This is a genomic window from Amycolatopsis sp. lyj-346 (genome assembly GCF_046548975.1).
Taxonomy (GTDB): Bacteria; Actinomycetota; Actinomycetes; order Mycobacteriales; family Pseudonocardiaceae; genus Amycolatopsis.
Window position 1 is genome coordinate 41,108 of the sequence record NZ_JAJPWT010000027.1, and the last position, 23,589, is coordinate 64,696.

Annotated in this window: 26 protein-coding genes; 14 read left to right on the plus strand and 12 right to left on the minus strand. The window is 70.9% G+C overall.

Going from position 1 to position 23,589, the window contains the following annotated elements:
• Nucleotides 1–33: 33 nt before the first annotated feature.
• Nucleotides 34–1,443: a bis-aminopropyl spermidine synthase family protein gene (locus ACLJQE_RS43010; RefSeq protein WP_410645632.1), complete on the plus strand. Its 1,410-nt coding sequence runs from the start codon at nucleotides 34–36 to the stop codon at nucleotides 1,441–1,443.
• Nucleotides 1,444–1,536: 93 nt separating this feature from the next.
• Here the strand turns inward: ACLJQE_RS43010 and ACLJQE_RS43015 are convergent, their stop codons facing one another.
• The gene (locus ACLJQE_RS43015) at nucleotides 1,537–2,718 is read right to left on the minus strand and encodes an NADP-dependent malic enzyme (RefSeq protein ID WP_410645633.1); all 1,182 of its coding nucleotides are present in this window, start codon (nucleotides 2,716–2,718) and stop codon (nucleotides 1,537–1,539) included.
• 358 nt (nucleotides 2,719–3,076) lie between these two features.
• Here ACLJQE_RS43015 and rfbC point away from each other — a divergent pair, with 358 nt between their 5' ends.
• A complete protein-coding gene (gene rfbC / locus ACLJQE_RS43020; protein ID WP_410645634.1) occupies nucleotides 3,077–3,682 on the plus strand; it encodes a dTDP-4-dehydrorhamnose 3,5-epimerase in 606 nt (201 codons plus the stop codon).
• 105 nt (nucleotides 3,683–3,787) lie between these two features.
• Complete coding sequence (locus ACLJQE_RS43025; protein ID WP_410645635.1) at nucleotides 3,788–4,447, plus strand: hypothetical protein; 660 nt, start codon at nucleotides 3,788–3,790, stop codon at nucleotides 4,445–4,447.
• On the opposite strand, the gene ACLJQE_RS43030 is transcribed toward ACLJQE_RS43025, so the two are convergent.
• A complete protein-coding gene (locus tag ACLJQE_RS43030) occupies nucleotides 4,444–4,917 on the minus strand; it encodes a hotdog fold domain-containing protein (protein ID WP_410645636.1) in 474 nt (157 codons plus the stop codon). The genes ACLJQE_RS43025 and ACLJQE_RS43030 overlap by 4 nt on opposite strands.
• 82 nt (nucleotides 4,918–4,999) lie before the next feature.
• Between ACLJQE_RS43030 and ACLJQE_RS43035 the strand changes: the two genes are divergently transcribed.
• Entirely contained in the window at nucleotides 5,000–5,587 is a 588-nt protein-coding gene (locus ACLJQE_RS43035) for an acid phosphatase (RefSeq protein WP_410645637.1), read from the plus strand.
• Between the two features lies 1 nt (nucleotide 5,588).
• Entirely contained in the window at nucleotides 5,589–6,071 is a 483-nt protein-coding gene (locus ACLJQE_RS43040; RefSeq protein WP_410645638.1) for a GNAT family N-acetyltransferase, read from the plus strand.
• Between the two features lie 19 nt (nucleotides 6,072–6,090).
• Here ACLJQE_RS43040 and ACLJQE_RS43045 read toward each other — a convergent pair whose 3' ends face one another.
• Nucleotides 6,091–6,561 carry a hypothetical protein gene (locus ACLJQE_RS43045; protein WP_410645639.1) on the minus strand — a complete coding sequence of 157 codons (471 nt, stop codon included), beginning with the start codon at nucleotides 6,559–6,561 and terminating at the stop codon, nucleotides 6,091–6,093.
• Between the two features lie 326 nt (nucleotides 6,562–6,887).
• Between ACLJQE_RS43045 and ACLJQE_RS43050 the strand changes: the two genes are divergently transcribed.
• Entirely contained in the window at nucleotides 6,888–7,814 is a 927-nt protein-coding gene (locus ACLJQE_RS43050) for a diacylglycerol/lipid kinase family protein (protein ID WP_410645659.1), read from the plus strand.
• Between the two features lie 274 nt (nucleotides 7,815–8,088).
• Nucleotides 8,089–8,343, plus strand: a complete 255-nt coding sequence (locus ACLJQE_RS43055; RefSeq protein ID WP_043777259.1) for a WhiB family transcriptional regulator — start codon at nucleotides 8,089–8,091, stop codon at nucleotides 8,341–8,343.
• A gap of 298 nt (nucleotides 8,344–8,641) precedes the next feature.
• Here the strand turns inward: ACLJQE_RS43055 and ACLJQE_RS43060 are convergent, their stop codons facing one another.
• Nucleotides 8,642–10,162, minus strand: a complete 1,521-nt coding sequence (locus ACLJQE_RS43060; RefSeq protein WP_410645640.1) for a sensor histidine kinase — start codon at nucleotides 10,160–10,162, stop codon at nucleotides 8,642–8,644.
• A gap of 70 nt (nucleotides 10,163–10,232) precedes the next feature.
• On the opposite strand from ACLJQE_RS43060, the gene ACLJQE_RS43065 reads away from it, so the two are divergent.
• Nucleotides 10,233–10,307 (plus strand): 50S ribosomal protein bL37, encoded by a 75-nt coding sequence (locus ACLJQE_RS43065; protein ID WP_098515123.1) that lies wholly within the window; start codon nucleotides 10,233–10,235, stop codon nucleotides 10,305–10,307.
• Nucleotides 10,308–10,374: 67 nt separating this feature from the next.
• Here ACLJQE_RS43065 and rsrA read toward each other — a convergent pair whose 3' ends face one another.
• Nucleotides 10,375–10,695, minus strand: coding sequence for a mycothiol system anti-sigma-R factor (gene rsrA / locus ACLJQE_RS43070; RefSeq protein ID WP_410645641.1), 321 nt, complete (start codon nucleotides 10,693–10,695; stop codon nucleotides 10,375–10,377).
• Entirely contained in the window at nucleotides 10,692–11,315 is a 624-nt protein-coding gene (locus ACLJQE_RS43075; protein ID WP_091317658.1) for a sigma-70 family RNA polymerase sigma factor, read from the minus strand. The genes rsrA and ACLJQE_RS43075 overlap by 4 nt, the downstream gene beginning before the upstream one ends.
• A gap of 192 nt (nucleotides 11,316–11,507) precedes the next feature.
• On the opposite strand from ACLJQE_RS43075, the gene ybaK reads away from it, so the two are divergent.
• Nucleotides 11,508–11,984, plus strand: a complete 477-nt coding sequence (gene ybaK / locus ACLJQE_RS43080; RefSeq protein WP_410645642.1) for a Cys-tRNA(Pro) deacylase — start codon at nucleotides 11,508–11,510, stop codon at nucleotides 11,982–11,984.
• Nucleotides 11,985–12,123: 139 nt separating this feature from the next.
• Here the strand turns inward: ybaK and ACLJQE_RS43085 are convergent, their stop codons facing one another.
• Together ACLJQE_RS43085 and ACLJQE_RS43090 are read right to left on the minus strand one after the other, a co-directional pair.
• Nucleotides 12,124–12,732 (minus strand): alpha/beta family hydrolase, encoded by a 609-nt coding sequence (locus ACLJQE_RS43085; protein ID WP_410645643.1) that lies wholly within the window; start codon nucleotides 12,730–12,732, stop codon nucleotides 12,124–12,126.
• Nucleotides 12,729–13,487, minus strand: a complete 759-nt coding sequence (locus ACLJQE_RS43090; protein ID WP_410645644.1) for an SOS response-associated peptidase — start codon at nucleotides 13,485–13,487, stop codon at nucleotides 12,729–12,731. The genes ACLJQE_RS43085 and ACLJQE_RS43090 overlap by 4 nt, the downstream gene beginning before the upstream one ends.
• 120 nt (nucleotides 13,488–13,607) lie before the next feature.
• Here ACLJQE_RS43090 and rsgA point away from each other — a divergent pair, with 120 nt between their 5' ends.
• The 3 genes from rsgA to ACLJQE_RS43105 all read left to right on the plus strand — a co-directional run bounded on the left by rsgA (nucleotide 13,608) and on the right by ACLJQE_RS43105 (nucleotide 16,425).
• The gene (gene rsgA, locus ACLJQE_RS43095; RefSeq protein WP_410645660.1) at nucleotides 13,608–14,630 is read left to right on the plus strand and encodes a ribosome small subunit-dependent GTPase A; all 1,023 of its coding nucleotides are present in this window, start codon (nucleotides 13,608–13,610) and stop codon (nucleotides 14,628–14,630) included.
• Between the two features lie 89 nt (nucleotides 14,631–14,719).
• Nucleotides 14,720–15,604: a hypothetical protein gene (locus ACLJQE_RS43100; protein WP_410645645.1), complete on the plus strand. Its 885-nt coding sequence runs from the start codon at nucleotides 14,720–14,722 to the stop codon at nucleotides 15,602–15,604.
• Nucleotides 15,605–15,678: 74 nt separating this feature from the next.
• Nucleotides 15,679–16,425, plus strand: coding sequence for a hypothetical protein (locus ACLJQE_RS43105; RefSeq protein ID WP_410645646.1), 747 nt, complete (start codon nucleotides 15,679–15,681; stop codon nucleotides 16,423–16,425).
• A gap of 270 nt (nucleotides 16,426–16,695) precedes the next feature.
• On the opposite strand, the gene ACLJQE_RS43110 is transcribed toward ACLJQE_RS43105, so the two are convergent.
• Together ACLJQE_RS43110 and ACLJQE_RS43115 are read right to left on the minus strand one after the other, a co-directional pair.
• Nucleotides 16,696–17,187, minus strand: coding sequence for a DUF6912 family protein (locus tag ACLJQE_RS43110; protein WP_410645647.1), 492 nt, complete (start codon nucleotides 17,185–17,187; stop codon nucleotides 16,696–16,698).
• A complete protein-coding gene (locus tag ACLJQE_RS43115; RefSeq protein ID WP_410645648.1) occupies nucleotides 17,184–18,590 on the minus strand; it encodes a WS/DGAT/MGAT family O-acyltransferase in 1,407 nt (468 codons plus the stop codon). Before ACLJQE_RS43115 ends, ACLJQE_RS43110 begins: the two co-directional genes overlap by 4 nt.
• Before the next feature lie 34 nt (nucleotides 18,591–18,624).
• Between ACLJQE_RS43115 and ACLJQE_RS43120 the strand changes: the two genes are divergently transcribed.
• Nucleotides 18,625–19,386, plus strand: a complete 762-nt coding sequence (locus ACLJQE_RS43120; RefSeq protein ID WP_410645649.1) for a TrmH family RNA methyltransferase — start codon at nucleotides 18,625–18,627, stop codon at nucleotides 19,384–19,386.
• 4 nt (nucleotides 19,387–19,390) lie between these two features.
• Here the strand turns inward: ACLJQE_RS43120 and ACLJQE_RS43125 are convergent, their stop codons facing one another.
• Nucleotides 19,391–19,765: an HAD-IA family hydrolase gene (locus ACLJQE_RS43125; RefSeq protein WP_410645661.1), complete on the minus strand. Its 375-nt coding sequence runs from the start codon at nucleotides 19,763–19,765 to the stop codon at nucleotides 19,391–19,393.
• Between the two features lie 199 nt (nucleotides 19,766–19,964).
• Here ACLJQE_RS43125 and ACLJQE_RS43130 point away from each other — a divergent pair, with 199 nt between their 5' ends.
• Complete coding sequence (locus tag ACLJQE_RS43130; RefSeq protein WP_410645650.1) at nucleotides 19,965–20,426, plus strand: Rv3235 family protein; 462 nt, start codon at nucleotides 19,965–19,967, stop codon at nucleotides 20,424–20,426.
• 120 nt (nucleotides 20,427–20,546) lie between these two features.
• Here the strand turns inward: ACLJQE_RS43130 and secA are convergent, their stop codons facing one another.
• Entirely contained in the window at nucleotides 20,547–23,435 is a 2,889-nt protein-coding gene (secA, locus tag ACLJQE_RS43135) for a preprotein translocase subunit SecA (RefSeq protein ID WP_410645651.1), read from the minus strand.
• Between the last annotated feature and the right edge of the window lie 154 nt (nucleotides 23,436–23,589).

Sequence of the window (23,589 nt, forward strand, 5' to 3'; positions counted from 1 at the left end):
CGTTCCGGTACGTGGTGACTAGGCTCGGAGTCCGTGAACGCCCTCGACGACGTCCTCGCCGCGCACGGCGTCGGCGTCCGCCCGCTGTACCGCGTCCTCGACCTGCTGCGCACCGGCGACCACGACCTCGGTGAGCTGGTGCGGCTGAGCACGGCGCCGCGGCGCAGCGTGGAGGCCGTCCTCGCGGCGCTCGGCGACGACCTGGACCGCAGCGGCGACCGCCTGCGCATCGCCCCCGGCGTCGCGGCGTCGTACCTGCAGTACCGCGCGCCGCGCTACGCCGACCCGCTCGACGAAGCCGTCGCGACGCACGAGCTGCTGCCGAAGATCGCCGAGTGGGTGGCCGAGGTGCCGTCGCCGCTGGCCGCGCTCGACCACGTGCAGGCCACCCCGGAGACCGTGCTGCGCCGCGCACTCTGGCTGGACGCGCAGTACGACCTCGCCTCGACGCGGCTGCTGTTCCTCGGCGACCACGACCTGACGTCGCTGGCGGTGCGGGCGGTCTGCCCGTCGGCGTCGTTGACGGTCGTCGACCTGGACGAGCGCGTGCTCGCCTACCTCGACGAGCGGAGCGGCCGCGAGATCCGGGCCGTGCACGCGGACCTGCGCGTCGGCCTGCCGCCGTCGCTCGCGGGTGGCTTCAACCTCGTGTTCAGCGATCCGCCGTACACGCCAGAAGGCATGGGGCTGTTCGCGGCGCGCGGGGTGCAGGCGCTGCGCGAGCCGAGCGAGGGACGGCTGCTGCTGGCGTACGGCTACAGCCCGCGTCACCCGGCACTGGGCGCGCAGGTGCAACGCGCGCTGGCGACGCTCGGGCTGACGTTCGAGGCGATCCTGCCGGGCTTCAACCGGTACTTCGGGGCGCAGGCGATCGGCAGCGCGGCGGACCTGTACGTCTGTCAGCCGACGGCGAAGGCCAAGAAGATGCGCAGCGCCAAGGCGATCTACACGCACGGGCCGCAGTCGGTGGAGGCCGCCGGGACGAAGCCGGGCCTGCTGGAGAAGCTGAAGGAGATCGCGGGTGCGGGCGGGCTCGCGCTGGAGTCGCGGCCGGTGGACTGGTCGATCTCCGGCCCCGAGGGCGACGCCGTCGCGATGGACCTCTCGGCCGACCCGGGCCCGTGGCTGCTGCGGACGCTGCTGGGCACGAACGCGCGGCGCCTGGCGCTGCTGCTGCCGAACGCCCACCCGGACCTGGCGGACCAGGCGTCCCAGGAGTCGCTCGCGTCACTCGTCCGGGGGAAGTACGCGCTGCGGTACCTGCGAAGCACGCCGGACAACCGCCACGCGGTGGTGGTCGCCGAAGCGGTGGAGCACCAGGACGAGGTCCTCACCCGCGCCCACGCCCGCCTGGCGAACGTCTCCCTCGCCGTCCCCTCGGACCTGGTGGACCTGCGCCTGGTCGACGTCCCCCGCCACCGCCTCCCCGACCTCCTGAGCTGAAAGCGCCCCAATGTGGCCTTGGTTGCGTTCAACGCACCCAAGGTGGCCTTCGGTGCGTTCAACGCACCGAAGGCCACATTGGGGCGCTGGGGGTCAGTTCGTGACGCCGTCGGCTTCGGCGGCCTTCGCCACCGCGGCCGCGACCTCGGGGGCCACGCGCGGGTCGAGCGGCGACGGGACGATCCGGTCCGGGCCCAGGTCGTCCATCGCCACCGACACGATCGCCTCGGCGGCCGCCAGCTTCATGTTCTCCGTGATCGCCCGGGCACCCGAGTCGAGCGCACCGCGGAAGACGCCGGGGAACGCCAGCACGTTGTTGATCTGGTTCGGGAAGTCGCTCCGCCCGGTCGCCACGATCGACGCGTACCGCGCGGCCGCGTCCGGGTGCACCTCCGGATCCGGGTTGGACAGTGCGAACACGATGCCGCCGCCCGCCATCCGGGCCAGCAGCGACTCGTCGATCGTCGCGCCCGACAGGCCGAGGAACACGTCCGCGCCTTCCAGCGCCTCCGCCAGCCCGCCGCGCAGGCCCGCCTTGTTCGTCGTCGCAGCCAGCCGCTCCTTGACCGGGTTCAGGCCGTCGCGGCCGGCGTGGATGATGCCGCGGGAGTCGAGCACCGTGACGTCGCCGATGCCGGCCTCCTGGAGGATCTTCGCGCAGGCCACGCCCGCCGCGCCCGCTCCGGAGACGACCACGCGCTGGTCGGCGATCGCCCGGTCGAGGACCAGGTTGGCGCCGCGCAGCGCGGCCAGCGTCACGATCGCCGTGCCGTGCTGGTCGTCGTGCATGACCGGGCAGTCCAGCGCTTCCTTGAGCTTGTCTTCCAGCTCGAAGCACCGCGGCGCGGAGACGTCCTCCAGGTTGACGGCTCCGAACGACGGCCGCAGCCGCACCAGCGTCTCGACGATCTCGTCCACGTCGGTCGTGTCCAGCACCAGCGGGATCGAGTCGAGCCCGCCGAAGGTCTTGAAGAGGACCGACTTGCCCTCCATGACCGGCAGCGACGCGCTGGCGCCGATGTCGCCGAGGCCGAGCACCGCCGTCCCGTCGCTGACCACGACGACCAGCCGGTCCGCCCACGTGTAGCGCTTGGCCTTGGCCGCGTCCTCGGCGATCGCGCGGCTCACCTTCGCCACACCCGGGGTGTACGCGATCGAAAGGTCACGCGGGCTGGCGATCGGGCGAGTGGCCGCCACCGAGAGCTTGCCGCCCTCGTGCCCGGTGAAGATCTCTTCGTCGGTGACCGGCGCGACGGCGCCGGTGGGGTCGGTCATGGGGTTTCCTGTCGTCGTTTCCGTCATTCCCCCAGTGGGAATGACGGAACTCGCGGTTCGAACGTGCGTCACTGGAATTTCTCCTGGGCATGCGGGCTGGGACCACGGTCGGCAGGGGAAACCGTGGGGGATCCCGGCACGGCAGCCCAGCGCGGTAGCGCCGGCCTGTCGGCGAGGCGTCACGTCGGCCATCGATGCCTTGGGTCTGGCGATGGCCGCGGACGCGGCGGTTCGTTCATTGTGACAGGTTCCCCGCCGCCGATGACCCCTCGGTGCGGTTGATGTCACACCGGGCCCGATTCCCCGGCAATTCCCAAGACGTCCGTCCGGTTTTGTTGGCGCCCGATAAGGTGACACCATGCAATTCCGCCGGCTGAGCGTCCCGGACGCCTTCGAGTTCTCCCCCCGGACGTTCCCCGACGACCGGGGCCTGTTCGTCGCCCCCTTCCAGGAAGACGCCTTCCTCACGGCGGTCGGCCACCCGATGCGGCTCGGCCAGTCCAACCACAGCGTGTCCCGGCGCGGCACGATCCGCGGCATCCACTTCGCCGACACCCCGCCCGGCCAGGCCAAGTACGTGTACTGCCCGCGCGGGTCGCTGCTGGACGTCGTCGTCGACATCCGCGTCGGGTCGCCGACCTTCGGCCAGTGGGACACCGTCGTGCTCGACTCGCGGGAGTTCCGCGCCATGTACCTCGCCGAAGGTCTCGGCCACGGCTTCGTCGCCCTCGAGGACGACACGGTGATGACGTACTTCTGCTCGGAGCCGTACAACCCGGCGGGCGAGCACGGCATCACCCCGCTCGACCCCGCGCTGGACCTGCCCTGGCCCGCGGACATCGAACAGGTCCTCTCCGACAAGGACCGCACCGCGCCCACCCTGGCCGAAGCCCAGGAGCAGGGCCTTCTCCCGATGTACGCGGACTGCCTCGCCTACTACGACAAGCTGCGCTCGGCGAACTGACCACCACCACGGCCACCAGGCAGGCAGGCACGATGACGAATCCCGGGTCTTCCTTGGGGGCGATCCCGGATGTCACGGCGTCGCCACGCGAGCAGGCTCACCGCCATGAAACTTCTCGCACTGGGGGCGGCCGCGGCCGCGGTGGCGCTGACGCCCGGAACCGCGTCCGCCGACGAGCTGCCGACGTTCGGCTTCACCGATTGCCCGGCAGCGCCCGCGAACGCCGACCCGGGCACGTGGCGCTGTGAAGCCTTTGTCTCACAAGGAAAGCTGACGATCGGCGGGCAGGAGATCCCACTGGGAGAGCTGCGGCTGACGTTCAGCGAAGGCCGGGTGAACGGCCAGTACGCGCAGGTCTTCGGCGCGCTGCGGCACGAGCCGGTGCGCGTACCCGGCCTGGCCGGCACGACGCTCCAGCTGCGCTACGGCGGCTATTCCGACTTCCAGGGCAACGACGTGCGCCGCGGTGAGCTCGACGTCTACGCCGTGCTGCGGCACCCGTTGCTGGGCAAGGACTGCAGCGTCGGCACGGCGGCCGCGCCGATGCACACCGTCGTCCACGACGACCCGGCGCTGCCGCCGACGGTGCTCTCCAGGAACCCGCCGACCTTCCACTTCGGTGTCGTCGACCCGGATCTCGCGGTGCCGGCCACGCAGGGCTGCGGCCCGCTCGGCAGGCTCGTCGACCGGAAGCTGGGCCTGCCGTCGCCGTCCGGGGCGAACACGTTCCACCAGAACACGTACGTGCAGTACAAGCAGCTTTAACGCTTCTTCGGCGTCACCCAGACGGTGATCGTCCCGGTGACCACGGGCCTGCCGTTCGCGTCCGAAATGGTCACCGGGACTTCGAGGTCGAAGCCGTCGTCGCCGAACTCGGGCAGCTCGGGCAACGCCGCGACCGCGCGCAGGCCCGTCTCCGCCTTCGCGACGTACTGGACGCTCATGCCCTTCGGCAGCCAGCGGTGCGTGGCGGGGACGGTCGCCTCGGCGAGCATGCCCATCGCGATCTCCGCGAGGTTGCAGGCGGCGATCGCGTGGAACGTGTGGATGTGGTTGTAAACACCCCACCACTTCGGCGCGGTCACCTCGCAGTGGCCGGGGCGCAGCTCGCGCACCGAGGGCAGCACCGTGCGGAAGTAGGGCACCCGGAGGCAAATAGCGGCGCTGAACAGCTGTTTACCGCCCGGCTTGCCGGCCAGCTTCTGCCACATCGCGAACGTCGGCGTCACGGACACGGTCGTCTCCTCGAACTAAGCTACTGTTCAGTAGCTAAGCAGACGGCCAGCCGCCGCGCAAACCGCCGGATATATTCGGGCCGTGACCAACCGTCTCTTCCTCCTCCGGCACGGGCAGACCGAATGGTCGCTGAACGGGCGGCACACCGGCCGCACGGACATCCCGCTGACGCCGGCGGGCGAAGGCCAGGCCCGCGCCGCGGGCGGCACCCTCCGCAGCCTGGTGGGCGGCCCGTCGCTGGTGCTTTCGAGCCCGCGCGCCCGGGCGCTGCGCACGGCCGCGCTGGCCGGGCTGCGCGTCGACGACGTGACCGAGGACCTCGCCGAGTGGGACTACGGCGACTACGAAGGCGTCACCACGCCGAAGATCCGCGAGACCGTGCCGGGCTGGACCGTCTGGACCCACCCGAGCCCCGGCGGCGAAAGCGCTTCGGACGTCTCCGCCCGCGCGGACCGCGTGTTGGCGCGGGCCCGGCGTGACATCGAAGCCGGTGACGTGATCCTGGTGGGCCACGGGCACTTCAGCCGGGTGCTGGTGGCCCGCTGGCTCGGCCTGCCCGCCACCGCCGGCGTCCACTTCGGCCTCGACGCGGCCGGCATCGCGGTGCTCGGCGACGAGCGCGGCGAACCCCAGATCGAACACCTCAACCTGCTGCCCGCGGAGGACTGACGTGCCCGACGACCGCATCCGCCGGATCCGCCCCGAAGACGTCGAGGCCGCGGTCGGCCTGGTGTACGACCTGGCGGAGTTCGAGCGCGCGCCGGACGAGTGCCACCTGACGACGGCGCAGCTGCACGAGGCCCTGTTCGGCGAGGAGCCGAAGCTGTTCGGGCACGTGGCCGAAGTGGACGGCGAGATCGTCGGCTTCGCGGTCTGGTTCCTCAACTTCTCGACCTGGCGCGGGGTGCACGGGATCTACCTGGAGGACCTGTACGTCCGCTCGTCCCAGCGCGGCTCGGGCCTGGGCAAGGCCCTGCTGGCGGCCCTGGCGGCCGAGTGCGTCGCGAACGGCTACGCGCGCCTCGAGTGGTCGGTGCTGGACTGGAACCCGGCGACGGAGTTCTACAAGGCCCTCGGCGCGGTCCCGATGGACGAGTGGACCGTCAACCGCCTCACCGACGCTCCCCTGCACGCCCTGGCCGCCCAGGCCTAGACGTCAGGGCGAGGCTGAGTCAGTCCTCTTCGTGGCCTTCGCGCTCGGCGCGGCGGCCGGCGAGGCCGCCGCGTTCGGCGGCCTCCGTCTCGGTCTCGCCTTCGCGCAGGCCCAGTGCCCAGGCCCGGGAGGGCCGCCGGAACAGCAGGACCAGGGCGGCGATGCCGAGCAGCGCGATCGGCACCCCCCACAGCGGCTCACCGGACGGGCCCAGCAGGTACCAGCCGAGCCCGATCACGATCAGCGCGATCACCACCCCGGGCGAGCGCGCCCACGTCTGGCCGAGCACCAGCCCGGCCGACGCGGCCAGGAACCCGAGCGCCACCACGATGAACGTGCCCGACTCGACGAAGATGTTGTTGCCCGGCTGGGCCGGCGACCGCAGGCCGTTCACCAGCACGATCACCCCGAACACCAGCAGGGCGAGCGACGGCACCGCGGTGACGGCACCGGCCAGCCGGACCTCGCGGGGCGCGGGCGAGAGCTTCACGGCGGCGGCCTTCCGGAGCGACTTGGGCGGTGGGCGACTGGGCGCACAGCGGACTCGACCAGGGCGGGTCACCGTGCGTGAGCCTCTTTTGATCGTATGCCACCCGGTCGGCCGTTTTCCCGGGACCGCCCGTGCGTCGAAAATTCAGGTGTCGTCGATGAGCGGGCGGTCGGCCCGGGTGCACTTGTCACGACGAGCGAACACTCGTGGTGTGAAGGAGGACCGCCCGGCACAGGGTCTCGAAGGTGCTGTTCCCCGGGGTTGCGCCCGTCACCATGCGGCGCCGGAAGGTTTTCGGGCCGCCGGAAGTCACTTACTCTGCGGTAATGCGCGCAATCCTCGTGGTGAACCCCCAGGCCACCTCGACCACCGCCGGTGGCCGGGACGTCCTGGCTCACGCGCTCGCCAGCCAGGTCAAGCTCGACGTGGTCGAGACGGACTACCGCGGCCACGCGATGGCCGTCGCGCGCTCGGCCGCGCGGGACGGCATCGACCTGGTCGTGGCGCACGGCGGTGACGGCACGGTCAACGAGGTCGTCAACGGCCTGCTGGCCGATTCCGACGGGGATCCCGCCGAGATCGGGCCGGTACCCGCGCTCGGTGTGGTGCCCGGCGGATCGGCCAACGTGTTCGCGCGTGCCCTCGGCATCTCCGCGGACCCCGTCGAGGCCACCCACCAGCTGCTCAACGCGCTGGAAAACGACCGCTCACGCCGGGTCGGGCTCGGCCTGGCCGACGGCCATTGGTTCACCTTCAACGCCGGTCTCGGCTGGGACGCCGACGTCGTCGGCCGGGTCGCCAAGCGCCGCGGCAAGCAGACGACCGCCGGCCTTTACCTGCGGGCCGCCGTCCGCTCCTACTTCCGGCCGCCGCTGGGCCGCCCGGCCCTCACGATCCGCATCCCGGGCGAGGAGCCGGCGGAGGCGTTGACCGCTTTCGTGTCGAACACCGATCCGTGGAGTTACCTGGGCGAGCGTGCCGTCCACCTCAACCCGGGTTGCTCGTTCGAGACGGGATTGGGTTTGTTCGCGTTGAACGGTCTGGGGTTGCCCACGGTGTTCAAGCATGTACGCCAAGCTTTGACCACGAAGAGCAACCAACGCGGGCGACGTCTCGTGCGTCACGATGACCTGCCGATGATCCGCATCGACGCAGCTGAACCGGTAAACTTCCAGGTGGACGGCGACCTCGTCGGCCAGCGGACCCGAGTGGAATTCTTCAGTGTCCCGAACGCACTCACGGTAATCGTGTGACGACGGGACCACTGATCGCCTGCGGACAAGTACCAGGTGCCGTTCGTCGACGGAGAAGCTCCACTCAGCGCATCAGCCTTCCCTTCCGGCGGCAGTTTCGGAGAGAAACCGCAGGTCAGAGGGGTCGCTCGGCCGGGTGACCTGACTCACCGATCTTCCGGAAACCCTTGTCGAAAGCGGTGCTTCGTGAAAGCATTCACAAGCACCCAAGAACACGACCGCCATTGACGACTGTGGCGCGGCCCTCCCGCGCCATATGAAGGAGCTCACGAACATGGACTGGCGCCACGACGCGGCCTGCCGAGACGAGGACCCCGAGCTGTTCTTCCCGGTGGGAACCAGCGGTCCTGCTCTGTCGCAGGTAGCTCAGGCGAAGGCCGTGTGCCACCGCTGCCCCTCCGCTTCCGACTGCTTGGCCTGGGCTTTGGCCAGTGGTCAGGACGCCGGCGTGTGGGGCGGCATGAGCGAGGACGAGCGACGCGCGCTCAAGCGCCGCCGTACGCACATCGGCACGCGTACCAACGCCTAAGTTTCTCGAGATCCACCCGAGCCGAGCAGGAATTTCACCCGGCAGGCATTTGTCATGCCCACGCCATCTGGGGTAATACCTACCCGGCTCAAGCTTAACAACCGAGGCGAAACCCCCCGGCAACGGGTGCGGCGAAACCTCACCGGGACTTCAAGTCCCCGCGATACGTTGAACGGCCCGGCACCACGCACCTGGTGCCGGGCCTTCAGCGTGTCCGGAGCCGGACCAGCCGACCCTCCAGGTACGCGAACCGACCCGCCAGGTACGCAAGCCGACCGCCCGGGTACGAGCCCAGCGGTCAGAGCCGGCGCGAGAGCGGGATGCGCAGCGCGGCTTCCGTCCCCGTCACGCGGGTCGACGACGCCTCCGTGCGCACCTTCCGCAGCGACAGCGAGCCCCGCAGCTCGGACTCCACCAGCGTCCGCACGATCTGCAGCCCCAGGCCGTCCGACCGCTCCAGCGAGAACCCCGCCGGCAGGCCGCGCCCGTTGTCGCGGATCACGATGTCCAGCCAGCGGGCCGAACGCTCCACGATCAGCTCGACCTTGCCCGACCGGCCCGCCGGGAACGCGTGCTCGATCGCGTTCTGCACCAGCTCGGCCAGCACCATCACCAGCGGCGTCGCGATCTCCGCAACTACCACCCCGAACGAGCCCGTCCGCGACAGCCCGACCTGCGACTCCGCGGTGGCGACCTCGCCGACCATCGGCAGCACGTTGTCGAGCAGCTTGTCGAGGTCGACGCGCTCGTCCACGGAAATCGACAGCGCCTCGTGCACCAGCGCGATCGACGTCACCCGCCGCACCGACTCCGCCAGCGCGAGCCGCGCCTCCTCCGACGACGTCCGCCGGGACTGCAGCCGCAGCAACGCGGCCACCGTCTGCAGGTTGTTCTTCACCCGGTGGTGGATCTCACGGATCGTCGCGTCCTTCGACAGCAGCGCCCGGTCCCGCCGCTTCACCTCGGTGACGTCGCGGACCAGCACCAGCGCGCCCGCCGCCTGACCGGCCGGCCGCAGCGGCAGCGCGCGGAACAGCACCACGGCGCCGCGTCGCGAGTCGGCTTCCGTGCGGCTCGACGGCTTCCCGTCGAGGGCCTCGATGATCCGGTGGGACACCTCGGTCGCGTCGAACGGGTCGCGGATCAGCGAGCGCGTCAACGGCGCCAGCCGCGTCCCGACCAGGTCGGACTCGTGCCCCATCCGGTGGTACGCGGACAGCCCGTTCGGGCTGGCGAACACCACCGTGCCGCTCGAATCGAGGCGGATCAGCCCGTCACCCACCCGCGGCGACGTGTGCGTGTCGGTCGCGTTGGTGCCGTTCGGCGGGAACGTGCCGTCGACGATCATCTGGCACAGGTCGCCGGCGCTGCCCAGGTAGGCGATCTCCAGCGGCGAGGGCACCCGCGGCGCGGCCAGGTTCGTCTCGCGGCTCATCACGGCGATGACCTCGTCGTGGAAGCGCACCGGGATCGCCTCGCGCCGCATCGGCAGGTCGCGGTACCAGTGCGGGTCCTCCTCGCGGCAGATCCGCACCTCGCGCATGGCCTTCGCCAGCTGCGGGTGCTCCTGGACGGTGAACCGCGTGCCGACGACGTCCTCGGGGTGCGCGGTCGGCGCCGTCGTCGGCCGCGCGTGCGCGACGCAGACGAAGTCACCGCCGTCCGGCTGCAGCTCCTCGGTCACCGGGACCCAGAGCAGGAAGTCCGCGAAGGACAGGTCGGCCAGCAGCTGCCACTCCGCGACGACGGTCTGCAGGTGGTCCGCCGCCTCCCCGGGGAGGCCGGTGTTGTCGGCGAGCAGTTCGGCGAGCGTGGACACGCACCCCATCCAACCAGAGGGGGGCGCCATGACACACTTGACCAGGAACCTTTGACGACGAGGAGTGAACATGTCGAAGCGCGCCCGCAAGCGTCGCGACCGGAAGAAGAACGGCGCGAACCACGGCAAGAAGCCCAACGCCTGATTCCCGGCGTCGGCATGACGAAGGCCCCCACACCGATGCGTGGGGGCCTTCGTCGTGCTCAGGTGCGTTATTCGGAGCGCTGCTCGAGCGTGATCTCGGTGCGTTCCACGGTGACGCCGCCGCGGGTGGCGACGGTCTGGCGGATCGACGCGCGCAGCCTGCTCTTCAGCTCGGCCGGGGCGTGGTCGCCACCGCACTTGCGGGCCAGCAGCTGCTTGATGTGCTCGTCGATGCCGTACTCCTCGAGGCACGGCGGGCAGTCCTCGATGTGCGCGCGCAACGCGGCGTCACGCTCGGGGCTGCACTCGCGGTCGAGCAGCAGGTAGATGTCGTGGAGCGCCTCTTCGCAGCGGACCTTGTCGGACGCGCCTTCGCACATGTCGTTCATCGCCCGGCCACCTCCTCCCGGGCACCCCGGATGAAGCCGCGCTCCCGCGCCACGTCGGCGAGCAGGTCGCGCAGCTGGGCGCGGCCGCGGTGCAGGCGGGACATCACGGTGCCGATGGGCGTGTCCATGATCTCGGCGATCTCCTTGTACGCGAAGCCCTCGACGTCGGCCAGGTAGACGGCCAGCCGGAACTCCTCGGGCAGCTTCTGCAGGGCGGCCTTGACGTCGGTGTCGGGCAGGTTGTCCATCGCCTCGACCTCGGCCGACCGCAGCCCGCTGGAGGTGTGGCTCTCCGCCTTGGCGATCTGCCAGTCGGTGATCTCCTCGGTGGGCGCCTGCACCGGCTGCCGCTGGCGCTTGCGGTAGCCGTTGATGTAGGTGTTGGTCAGGATGCGGTACATCCAGGCCTTGAGGTTCGTGCCGGCCTTGAAGGACGCGAAGGCGGCATACGCCTTCAGGTAGGTCTCCTGGACCAGGTCCTCGGCATCGGCGGGGTTGCGGGTCATCCGCATCGCGGCCGAGTACAGCTGGTCGAGCAGCGGCATCGCGTCCCGCTCGAAGCGCTCGGCGCGCTCGGCCTCGGTCGCTTCTTCCGGCGCTGAGTTCTGCGTGCTCGGCAAACCGTTCCCTTCCCGCTCGGCGTCGATGCGCGTGCGCGCATACGGCGGACCCGAGTTTACGCGGGGACCGGGCACGCCGCGGTTCGCCGGTGCCTCGGGACGGCGGCGGCTGCGTGAGCGTGTGGTGGCGAGCGTTGGTGTCACGTCCCGTACAACCGTTCGGGTCTATCCGGCATTCCCTAGACTTCCGCCATGGCTGGCAAGGGCACCCCGGCAACGGCGTTGCTGGTGAAGCAGAAAGTGGCGCACACGCTGCACGCTTACGACCACGACCCGCGCGCGGAGTCGTACGGGCTGGAGGCCGTGGAGGCGCTCGGCCTGGACCGGGCACGGGTGTTCAAGACGCTGGTGGCGGAGGTCGACGGCCGGCTCGTGGTGGGCGTGGTGCCGGTCACCGGGCAGCTGGACCTGAAGGCGCTGGCGGCCGCGGCGGGCGGCAAGAAGGCGAAGATGGCGGATCCGGCGGCGGCCCAGCGGGCGACGGGGTACGTGCTGGGCGGGATCTCGCCGCTGGGCCACCGGAGCCGGCTGCCGGTGGTGATCGACGCCTCGGCGCAAGCGTTCGAGACGGTGTTCTGCTCGGCCGGGCGGCGCGGGCTGGAGGTGGAGCTGGCACCGGGCGAGCTGGTCCGGCTGACCGGCGCCGTGGTGGCGCCGATCGGGGCCTGAGCTGCGGAAATACGGCCTAGAGGAAGCCCGGGCAGCCCCCACCCGTCCCGGGGGGCGGCCCCTGTCCAGCGTATCGCCCGTGGGGCTGAAAAACGGGCAGGCCGCAAATCTGTGGACAACCCACCCCGTTGTGGACAACTCAGGCCAGTGGCCGCAGCACGCGCGCCAGCCACTCGGTGGCCGCGCGCGAGACCGTCTCGAGGTCCTTGCCGAGGTTGTGGTCGCCGTCGACCAGGACGAGCTCCTGGTGGGGTCCGGGCTTCGGACATCCGAACGGATCGCGTTCCCCCTGGATCACCAAGGTCGGGACGTCCACGGCGGCGAACTCCGGCTGACGTGTCTTCTCCGGTCTGCCCGGCGGGTGCTCCGGGAACGACAGGCACAGCACCGCCACCGCCTGGCCCGCCGCCGCCGTCCGGCACGCCACCCGGGCTCCCGACGATCGCCCGCCGAACACGAACGGCAGGCCGTCGAAGCGCTCCGACAGCTCGTCCGCCACCGTCAGCCACGCCGTGTCGAGCTGGTTCGCCGGGGCCGGCGCCCGGCGGCCCGCCACCCGGTAGGGCTGCTCGACCAGCGCCACGTGCACGTCGGCCGCCTGCGCCGCGCGCGTCACCGCCACCAGGTCCTTCGCCCCGAGGCCGCCGCCCGCGCCGTGGCCGAGCATGAGCACCGCCACGCCCTCCTCGGCGCAGTGCAGGTACACCCGCGCCGGGCCGTAGGCGGTCTCGATCGGGAGGGCCGTCATGACTTCGGCGCGTCGAACAGGGCGCCCTCTTGCGCCGGATCGACCCGCTCCAGCAGCTCGGGCCCGTTGTTGCGGACGTTGTTGACCCGGCTCGAGACCGGCCGCAGCTCCAGCGACGCCACGATGTCCTCGGGCGTCGGCACCAGCAGGTCGGTGACGTCTTCGCGGTCCGGGTCCAGCCAGCCGTCCCAGTGCGCGCGCGGCACGATCAGCGGCATCCGGTGGTGGACGTCGGTGAGCCGGCCGGCGGCGTCGGTCGTGATGATCGAGAACGTGATCAGCGGCGCCGCCTTGTCGTCGTCCTTCGGCCGCCAGCTCTCCCAGATGCCGCCGAACGCGAGCGACGAATCGTCGGGCGCCGTCATGTAGAACGGCTCCTTCTCTTTGCCCGTGCGGCGCCACTCGAACCAGCCGTCGGCCGGCACCAGGCAGCGGCGCGTCACCAGCGCGCGGCGGAAGGCCGGCTTCTCGGCGGCCGTCTCGGCGCGCGTGTTGATCATCCGCGAGCCGACCGAAGGGTCCTTGGCCCAGAACGGCACCAGACCCCACTTCATCATCCGCAGCGAACGCTCGGCGGGTTCGTCCTCGAGGACCTGGCCGTCTTCGTCACGCGGGTGCCGCTGCACGACCGTGACGACGTTCTTCGTCGGCGCCACGTTGTGATCCGTCCGCGCGTGTCCTTCGGTGAGGTCGATCGCGTCGAACTCCTCGATCAGCTTCGCCGGGTCCTTCGTGGCGGCGTAGCGGCCGCACATGGCCAACCTCCTCGTGCCTGCCGGAACAGTCCGGGACGCCATCGTTACACGCAGGCCAGGGCCGTGGCGAGCGGCGTGGGATCATTCGGGTGGGCACCGGTGCACGAGAGGACGACGGGTTTGGCGCGCAACGACTGGAGCAAGCTGGACGAGTCCGACGTCCGCGTGCGTCCGAGCAAGGGCAGCCGGCCCCGCAGCAAGCGCCGTCCCGAGCACGCCGACGCCGTCACGGCCATGGTCATCGGCAAGGACCGCGGCCGCTGGACCTGCGCGATCGACGCCGATCCGGCCCGGGCGATCACCGCGATGCGGGCCCGCGAGATGGGCCGGACCCCGGTGGTCGTCGGCGACCGGGTCGGCATCGTCGGAGACGTCTCCGGCAAACCGGACACCCTCGCGCGGATCGTTCGCGTCGACGAGCGCACCAGCTCCCTGCTGCGCACGGCCGACGACACCGACCCGTACGAGCGGCTGGTCGTCGCGAACGCCGAGCGCCTGCTGATCGTCACCGCGCTGGCCGATCCGCCGCCGCGCACCGGCTTCATCGACCGTTGTCTCGTCGCCTGCTACGCCGGCGGCGTCGAGCCGGTCCTCTGCCTGACGAAGGCCGACCTGGCCAGCCCGGACGAGCTCCTGGCCGGCTACGCGGGCCTCGACATCCCGGCCATCGTGACCCGCTTCGACGAGGAGCCCGAAGGCCTCGCCGAGATGCTGAAGGACCGCGTGACGGCACTGGTCGGCCACTCCGGTGTCGGTAAGTCGACATTGGTCAACCGCCTGGTCCCGGACGCCGACCTGGCCGTCGGCGTGGTGAGCGGAGTCGGGAAGGGGCGGCACACGTCCGTCGCCGCGGTGGCGCTGCCGCTGCCGGACGGCGGCTGGGTGATCGACACGCCCGGCGTGCGGTCGTTCGGGCTGGCCCACGTCACCGCCGACCACATCGTCGACGCCTTCGAGGAGTTCGCCGAGGCCGCCGAGGAGTGCCCGTCGGGCTGCGGGCACCTGGGCGCGCCCGAGGACCCCGACTGCGCGCTCGACGACGTCGTCACCGAAGGCAAGGCCGGCCCCGAGCGGCTGGCGTCGCTGCGGCGCCTGCTGGCGTCCCGCGGCGGCCACGACATGACCCGCCCCTCCGAGTCCTGAGGCCCCCGGGAACCGATCGCGGGCCGTCACCGTCCCACTGGCAACCAATCACCCGATCAGGCGATATGCCCGACTCCGAGGGGAACTGAATGCGCAAGACCACCCTGGTCGCCGCGGGCGCCGCACTGGTGCTCACGCTGACCGCGTGCGGCGGCAACTCCACCACCGGTACCGCCGAGCCGGCCGCCGCGGGCGGGCAGGCCCAGTCCCAGGGCCTCGCTTCGCCGTTCACCGACGCGGTCCAGCTGGCGTCGGCGTCCAAGCAGAACACCGTGAAGTCGAAGTCGGCGAAGTTCACCATGGAGGGCTCCGTCGCCGGCCAGACCATGACCGCGAGCGGCGCGATGGCCATGGACGAGACGGACACCCGGTTCTCGATGACGAGCACCGCCGCCGGCCAGACCACCGAGATGCGCCTGGTGGACAAGGTCATGTACCTCAAGCTGCCCGCCGACCAGCAGAAGCAGGCGGGGACGGACAAGCCGTGGGCCAAGATCTCGGCCGACGGCACCGACCCGCTCTCGCAGGCGATGGGCAGCATGCTCTCGCAGTCGGCGGAGCAGAGCGACCCGAGCAAGATCCTCGACCAGATCTCCAAGACGGGCCGGATCATCTCGTCCGACCAGACGGAGCTGAACGGCCAGCAGGTCAACCACTACAAGGTGGAGCTCGACGTCGCCAAGGCCATCGACCAGTTCACCGGCCAGGTCCCGGCGGCGGCGCGCGAGAAGCTGACCGACATGCTCAAGGGCAAGGACATCAAGCTCCCGGCCGAGGTGTGGCTGGACAAGGACAACCTGCCCGTGCAGGTGACCATGGACCAGGGCCCGATGATGCAGGCGCTGGGCGCACCGGCAGGCGACGCGAAGTTCACGATGAAGTACAGCGACTGGGGCACCCAGGTCGACGTGGTGGCCCCGCCCGCCGACCAGGTCGTCGACTTCGGCGAGCTGATGAAGAAGGCCGGTCGCTGACCGGACCGGACGACACTGAGTAGCGGCGGCTCCCCCGAACGAGTTCGGGGGAGCCGCTGTGTTTTTGTTGCGCCATGCGCAAAGCCGCCGTGGTGCTGCTGTTCGTCCTGCTCGCCGGGTGTTCCGACCCGCCGCCGCGCCCGGCGTTCGACGACGCGCGAGCGCTGGCGGACGCGGCCACGGCGGCCACGACGAGCGGCGGCTCGGCGAAGTTCGCCACGGACGTCGCGGTCGGCTCGGTCCGGTCTAAGAGCCAGGGCCAGGCCCGGTTCGGCGACGGCGGGACGGCCCAGGTGATGACGACGGACTTCCTCGGCGAGCCGATGGAGCTGCGGCTGGTGGCCGGGAAGCTGTACGCGAAGGTGCCGGAAGGCTCACGCGACGAAGTCGGCACCGGCAAGCCGTGGGTCGTGGTGGCGGCGGACGGCACGGACCCGTTTTCCCAGGTCCTCGGCGGCAGCCTGACGCAGCTGGCCGCCCAGAACGACCCGGCGCACACACTGGGCGAAATCCGGGCGGCGGGCACGATCGTGGCGGCCGAGCGCACGAACCTGGCCGGCGTGGCGGCGGAGCACTACCGCATCGACCTGGAGCTGGCCCGCTTGGGCACCGACCTCCCGGCGGGCTTGCCCGCGGACGCGGCGGGCCGGCTGGGCGGCAAGTTCCCGGTGGAGCTGTGGCTCGACGAGACCCACCGGCCGCTGCAGATCGTGCTGGACCTGTCACCGATCCTGCAGGGCGAGGCCCGCATCACAACCCGCTACACGGACTGGAGCACCCCGGTCGACGTCCAGCCACCACCGGCGGGCGAGGTCGGGTAGTCCTCGCCCGGCCCGCTCAGGGCTTCAGCGACGGTCGGCTACCGCTTTCGACGCCCGAGGCCGACGAGCACCGCAGGCTTCGAAACCCGCTGCTGCACCCCGGCTGACACCGACAGCACGGCCGCTCGGCCGACTTTGCCGGCCCCCCCCGCGGGCCAAACATCCCCCACCGCTCCCAGGGGGGCGTCCCCAAGTCCAGTCTACCGGCTCCCACCGACAAACTCGCAGCTCAGCGCCAGTTGCCCACAGGCGATCCCACTTGGGGACAACTCAGAGCAGCTCCAGCAGGAACGGCAGCTCCTGCGGCGCGTACCAGGCCAGCTCGTGGTCCTCGGCGTCGCCGAGGGTGAACTCCGCGTCCGGGTCGCCCAGGTCCGCCGCGTCGATCACTGCCGCCGCCGCCGAGACCGCCTCGGCCGCCTCCGGGGCGTCCACGTGGATTGCCGCCACCGCCGACATCGGGATCGGGCCGCCGATGCGGACCACCGGTGCGTCCAGGTCGGGGCGCAGCGTCACGCCCGCGACGTCCGCCGACACCACCACCCGGCGTGGCTCGCCCTTCTCCTCCGCCGCGATCAGGCGCAGCGAAGCACGGGCCGCCTCCAGCAACGCCGCGTACTCGAGCTCCTCGTCCGACCCGCTCACGTACGCCTCGCGCAACGCCGGGGTCAGCGCGAACGCCGTTCCGCTGCGGGCGCGGAACTCCCCCGATGACTCGAGGTCGCGAAGCATCGCGATGGTCGCAGGCAGATAGACCCTCACCAGTGCGCACCCTTCAGCTCTTCCAAGGACTCTTCGATCATCCCGGCGACCAGATCGACGTCGAAGGCGGCCTTGCGGTCGCCGTTCAGTCCGAAGTAGACGCCGCCGTGGTAGGACGTCACCCCGATCGCCAGCGCCTGGGTGCGCATCAGCGGCATCACCGGGAACATCTCGACCAGTCTGGCCTCTCCCGCGTACATCGGCACCTGGGGGCCCGGTGAATTGGTCACCATGACGTTGAAGATGCGCCCGGACAGCGACCCCGCCGCTCGCGCGCCGAGGGAGTGCAGGGTAGCCGGGGCGAACCCGCCGACCTTGAGCAGACCGCGCGCCGCCACCGAACGGCCCGAGTCGAGGTGCTCGGCCATCGCGTGCCCGATGTGCTGCAGCCGCAGGACCGGGTTCGGCTCGCCGACCGGCAGGTCCACCAGGTACGCCGCCACCTGGTTGCCGATCAGGGCCGGCGTCGAGAACTCCGCCGTCTCGGCGTCGCGGACCGCCAGCGGCACCAGCGCGCGGATCGTCGTGTTCGGCGTCAGCTGCACCTCACGCGAAAGCAGCCATTCGCGCAGCGCCCCCGTGATGGCCGCGAGGACGACGTCGTTGACCGTGCCGCCGTGCGCCGCGCGGATCTTCCGGAAGTCCTCCAGCCGCGTGCGGACCACCGCGAACACGCGGCCGCCCGACACCCGGACGTTCAGCGGCCCCGGCGGCGCCGGGCTCACCAGCGTGCGCAGCGTCGAGGCCACCCCGCCGACGGTCTCGGCGAACTTGCCCGCCGTCGCGAACGCGTCGTTCGCCGCCGAGCGGACGTTCTCCACCACCTCGCCCGGCCGCTGGACGCCCTCGCTGATCGCGTCCAGCACCAGCTGGGTGCGGCTCGGCTCGCGGCGCGGCGTCCAGATGTCCTCGAACGGCTCCGGCTCGGCCGGCGCCGGGTCGAGGATGAGCTGGCCGAGGTCGATCGTGCCGACACCGTCCACAACGGACTGGTGGGTCTTCGTCACCAGCGCCACCCGGTCGCCGGTCAGGCCTTCGATGAAGTACGCCTCCCAGAGCGGCCGCTCCGGCGCCAGCCGCCGCGACATCAGGCGCGCGACCAGGTCGAACAGCTGCTCGTCGCTGCCCGGCTGGGGCAGCGCCGAGCGCCGGACGTGGTAGTTGAGGTCGAAGTCGACGTCGTCCACCCACACCGGCCGCGCCAGGTGGCCCGGCACCTCCAGCACCCGCTGCCGGTACCGCGGCAGGTACGCCAGCCGCCCGCCGATGAGGTCGACCAGCTGCCGGTAGCCGAACCCGGAGCGCGGCCGCTCGAAAATCGCCACGCCGCCGACGTGCATCGGGGTCGCGTGGTCCTCGACGTACAGGAACGAGGCATCCAGCGCGGAAAGGCGGTCGGGCATGGGCCGATCCTTTCATGATGCGAGACTGCGGGGTGTGGGTGATGAGTCGACAATCTCGCCGAAGGACCGCTTCCTGACCGTGTACGGCCGGAAGCCGGTGCTCGAAGCACTGGCGGACGACGGCCTGCGGGTGGACAAGGTGATCCTCGCCGACACCGCGCGCGGCCCCGGCGCGGCCGAGATCCAGCGTGCGGCGAAAGCCGCCGGCGTGCCGGTGCAGCGCGCCAGCGCCCACCGCGTCAAGGTGCTCGCCGGGAACGGCAAGCAGGACCAGGGCGTGCTCGCCGACGTCGTCGCGCCCCGGATGCGCGCGCTTTCCGCGGCGCTGGCCGATCGGCGCCCACCGTCGCGGGTGCTGCTGCTGGACGGCATCACCACGCCCGCCAACGTCGGCATGATCCTGCGGACGGCGACCGCGGCCGGGCTGGACGGTGTGATCGTGCCCCGGCGCGGCGTCGCGGCGCTGGACCCGCTGGTGGTCAAGGCCTCGGCCGGGGTGGCGTTCCGCGCGCCGGTGCTGCGCTGCGGCTCGGCGCGCGAGGCCGCCGAAATGCTCACCGAAGCCGGCTACGGCCTCTACGCGCTGGGCGCGTCGGCTCGCACCACGGTGTTCGACGTCGACCTGCCGCAACGCGCGGCGTTCGTCCTCGGCGGCGAGACGGCCGGGGTCGGGCCGGAAGTCGGCGAGCTCGTCACGGAGTGGCTGTCGATCCCGATGCCGGGCGAGGCCGAGTCCCTGAACGTTTCGGCCGCCGCCGCGGTGCTGTCGTTCGAGCTGGTCCGCCGCGCGCGCTGATCCCTCACCCGACGGGGAACAGCACCGCTAGTTCGTCCAGCGTCTCGCCGACCGACCGGTGGTGCACCCCGACCATGCCCGCCTGGACGGCGCCGCGGATGTTCGTCGCGGAGTCGTCGACGACGGCGCAGCGCTCGGCGGACAGCCCGAGCCGGTCGGCCGCGATCAGGTAGACCGCCGGGTCCGGCTTGGCCACGCCGACCTCACCGGAAAACACCAGCGCGTCGAAATAGTCGAACATGGTCTTCTTGACCTCGGGTGACGCGCCGGGGGCGTTGGACAGCAGCGCGGTGCGGACGCCGCGCTCGCGTGCGGACGCCAGGTAGTCGTAGAACCGGCCGGCGTCGGGATCCGTGAGAACTCCGGCGAAATCGACCAATAGCCCTTTCAGCACCCGGCACACCATAGCCGGGGTGGCAAGGGGTGTCTCGCTGAGTGCAAAAAACGCCGGACCGCATAGCGCATCGGCCGCCGGGAATCCACGGCTTCGGCCGTTCCCGCCCGGATCGTGCGATTCCGGTGACCTTTTCGGCCCGTTCCCGCCTCTAAGCGAAAGCCGAGTCAGGGAGGGAAGGAAAATGATCGAGGAACATCGGTTGCGGACGTTGATCCATTACGAGGCGCCTCGCCGGCCGGACCGTCCGGAAGAGGTGACACCGCGAGAGCACCACCACGTCGGCGGCGCGCGGTACCCGGCGCCGAGACAGCTCGACGCGGGCGAGGTGAGCCACCTGCTGAACATGCTCCTGGAGGCGTACGACGGCCGCCGCCCGGTGGCACAGATCCGCGCTTTGGTGGCCCCGGAGGTGTACGCGGGCCTCAGCGGGCCGCAGCGGGCGAGGCCACGGCACCGGACGCAGACGATCCACACGTGCACCCCGGCACCGGAGGTGGTCGAAGCGTGCGCCCGCGTGGAGGCGGACGGCCGGTCGTTCGCACTGGCGGCCCGCTTCACCCGCACACCGACGGGCTGGCGGTGCGAGCGGTTCGCGCTGTTGAAGCCGCAGCAGCCGGCCAAGCCGATCAGGCGGGCGGCGTGAGTCCGGGAACCGGGGGACGTTCACCGCCGGTCGAACGAGCGGTGCCTTCTCCGACTTCGTAGATCCCACAAATGACTTCGGGGCGCGCGGATCTCTCCGCGCGCCCCGGTCACGTCAGTATCAGCGACGTGGGCCCTTCTTGCCCTTCTTGGCGGCGTCGCGCTGGGCGGCGCGGCGCTCGCGGCGGGACGCCGCCGAACCGCCGCCCGAGGACTGCCCGGCGGCACCTTCGGCGTGGGATTCGACCTCGCCGTCCTCGCCCGGGCCGGACAGCATCATGCCCGACGGCTGGCCACCGCCGCCGAGGCCCTTGCCGCGCAGTGCGGCCGGGACGGACTCGGTGTCGGTTGCCGGCGGCTGCGGCGGCGCCGGACGCGCGTGCCGGCCTTCCGTTGCCTGGCCGTTGCCGGGGGCGACGCCCGTCGGCAGCGCGGCGGCGGCCTCGGCGGGCGGCGCTTCGGCGCGCTCGACCTGCAGGTTGAACAGGAAGCCGACGGCCTCCTCCTTCAGCGAGTCGAGCATCGCGCGGAACATGTCGAAGCCCTCGCGCTGGTACTCGATCAGCGGGTCGCGCTGCGCCAGCGCCCGCATGCCGATGCCCTGCTTGAGGTAGTCCATCTCGTACAGGTGCTCGCGCCACTTGCGGTCGAGGACCGTCAGCATCACCTGGTGCTCCAGGGTCCGCATCCCCTCCGGGCCGACGAGCGCGTTGATCTCCTCTTCGCGCTGGTCGTAGGCCCGGCGAGCGTCCTCGAGCAGTGCCTCGCGCAGGGTGCTCTCGTCGAGGTCGCCGTCCTCCATGAGGTCGTCCCACTCGATGCTGACCGGGTACAGCTGCTTGAGCGCCGTCCACAGCTTCTCGTGGTCCCAGTCCTCGGCGTAGCCGTTGGCCGTCGCACCGTCCACATAGGCGTTGACGACGTCCTCGAGCATGCCCTCGATCTGGTCGCGAAGGTTCTCGCCGGCCAGGACGCGGTGGCGCTCGGCGTAGATCACCTTGCGCTGCTCGTTCATGACCTCGTCATACTTGAGGACGTCCTTGCGCTGCTCCATGTTGATCTGCTCGACCTGGGTCTGCGCGCTCTTGATGGCCTTGGAGACCATCTTGTGCTCGATCGGCACGTCGTCGGGCAGGCGCATGGTCGTCATGACGCGCTCGACCATGGTCGCGTTGAAGCGGCGCATGAGCTCGTCACCGAGCGAGAGGTAGAAGCGGGACTCGCCCGGGTCACCCTGACGGCCGGACCGGCCGCGGAGCTGGTTGTCGATGCGGCGCGACTCGTGCCGCTCGGTGCCCAGCACGTACAGCCCGCCCGCCTCGCGGACCTCGTCGGCCTCGGCCTTGGACTCCGCCTTGACCTGCTCCAGGACCTCGGGCCACGCGGCCTCGTACTCCTCGGAGTGCTCGACCGGGTCCAGGCCGCGCTCACGCAGCACGTGGTCGGCGATCAGGTCGGGGTTGCCGCCGAGCACGATGTCGGTACCGCGGCCCGCCATGTTCGTGGCGACCGTGACGGCGCCCTTCTGGCCGGCGCGCGCGACGATCAGCGCTTCCCGGTCGTGGTGCTTCGCGTTCAGCACCTCGTGCGGCACGCTCAGCTTCACCAGCAGCTTCGACAGGTGCTCGGACTTCTCGACGCTCGTCGTGCCGACCAGCACCGGCTGGCCCTTCTCGTGCCGCTCGGCGATGTCCTCGGCGACGGCCTCGAACTTGGCCTGCTCGGTCTTGTAGATCAGGTCCGGCTGGTCCTGGCGGACCATCGGCCGGTTCGTCGGGATCGGCACCACACCCAGCTTGTAGGTCTGGTGGAACTCCGCGGCCTCGGTCTCGGCGGTACCGGTCATCCCGGCGAGCTTCTCGTAGAGCCGGAAGTAGTTCTGCAGCGTGATCGTCGCGAGGGTCTGGTTCTCGGCCTTGATCTCGACCTTTTCCTTGGCCTCGATCGCCTGGTGCATGCCCTCGTTGTAGCGACGGCCGTGCAGGATGCGCCCGGTGAACTCGTCGACGATCATGACTTCGCCGTTGCGGACGATGTAGTCCTTGTCGCGGTGGAAGAGCTCCTGGACCTTCAGCGCGTTGTTCAGGTACCCGACCAGCGGGGTGTTCGCGGCTTCGTACAGGTTGTCGATGCCGAGCTGGTCCTCGACGAACCGGACGCCCTTCTCGGTGACGGCGACGGTCCGCTTCCGCTGATCGACCTCGTAGTGGTACTTCGAGTTGATCAGGTTCGTCTTCTCGACGCGCTCGCGCGACCCCATCGTGGTGGTGTCGATGCCCTGCATCAGCGGGGCGAGCCGGGCGAACTCGACGTACCAGCGCGACGACTGGTCGGCCGGGCCGGAGATGATCAGCGGCGTCCGGGCCTCGTCGATCAGGATCGAGTCCACCTCGTCGACGATGGCGAAGTGGTGCCCGCGCTGCACGCAGTCGTCGAGGCTCCACGCCATGTTGTCGCGCAGGTAGTCGAAGCCGAACTCGTTGTTCGTGCCGTAGGTGATGTCGGCGTTGTACTGGGAGCGCCGCACGTCCGGCTGCTGCTCCGAGAGGATGACGCCGACCTCGAGGCCGAGGAACCGGTGGATGCGGCCCATCCACTCCGAGTCACGCTTGGCCAGGTAGTCGTTCGTCGTGACGACGTGGACGCCCTTGCCGGGGATGGCGTTGAGGTAGGCGGGGAGGACGCAGGTGAGCGTCTTGCCCTCACCGGTCTTCATCTCCGCGACCTGGCCGAGGTGCAGCGCCGCGCCGCCCATCAGCTGGACGTCGAAGTGACGCTGGCCGAGCACCCGCTTGGCCGCTTCCCGGATGACCGCGAAGGCCTCCGGCAGCAGCTCGTCGAGGGATTCGCCGTCACCGTTCCGCTTGCGGAACTCGTCTGTCTTGGCCCGCAGCTCGGCGTCGGTCAGGTCCTTGACGTCGTCTTCGAGGGTGTTGATGTGATCGGCGATGTTGCGCAGCCGTTTCACCATCTTGCCCTCGCCCGCGCGGAGCAGGCGGTTCAGCACCATCCGGTCGACCTCACTAGCTGATCTTGAGCGCGCCCAGGCCGGTCCCGGGCAGGTTCTCCCGCGGTGGCGGCCGTGTTCGGCACCACCTTCCCACCCCCATCGTAGGGAACGAGGGCCGTCGTGTGCACACGCCGTACGTCCGGACATGCGGAGA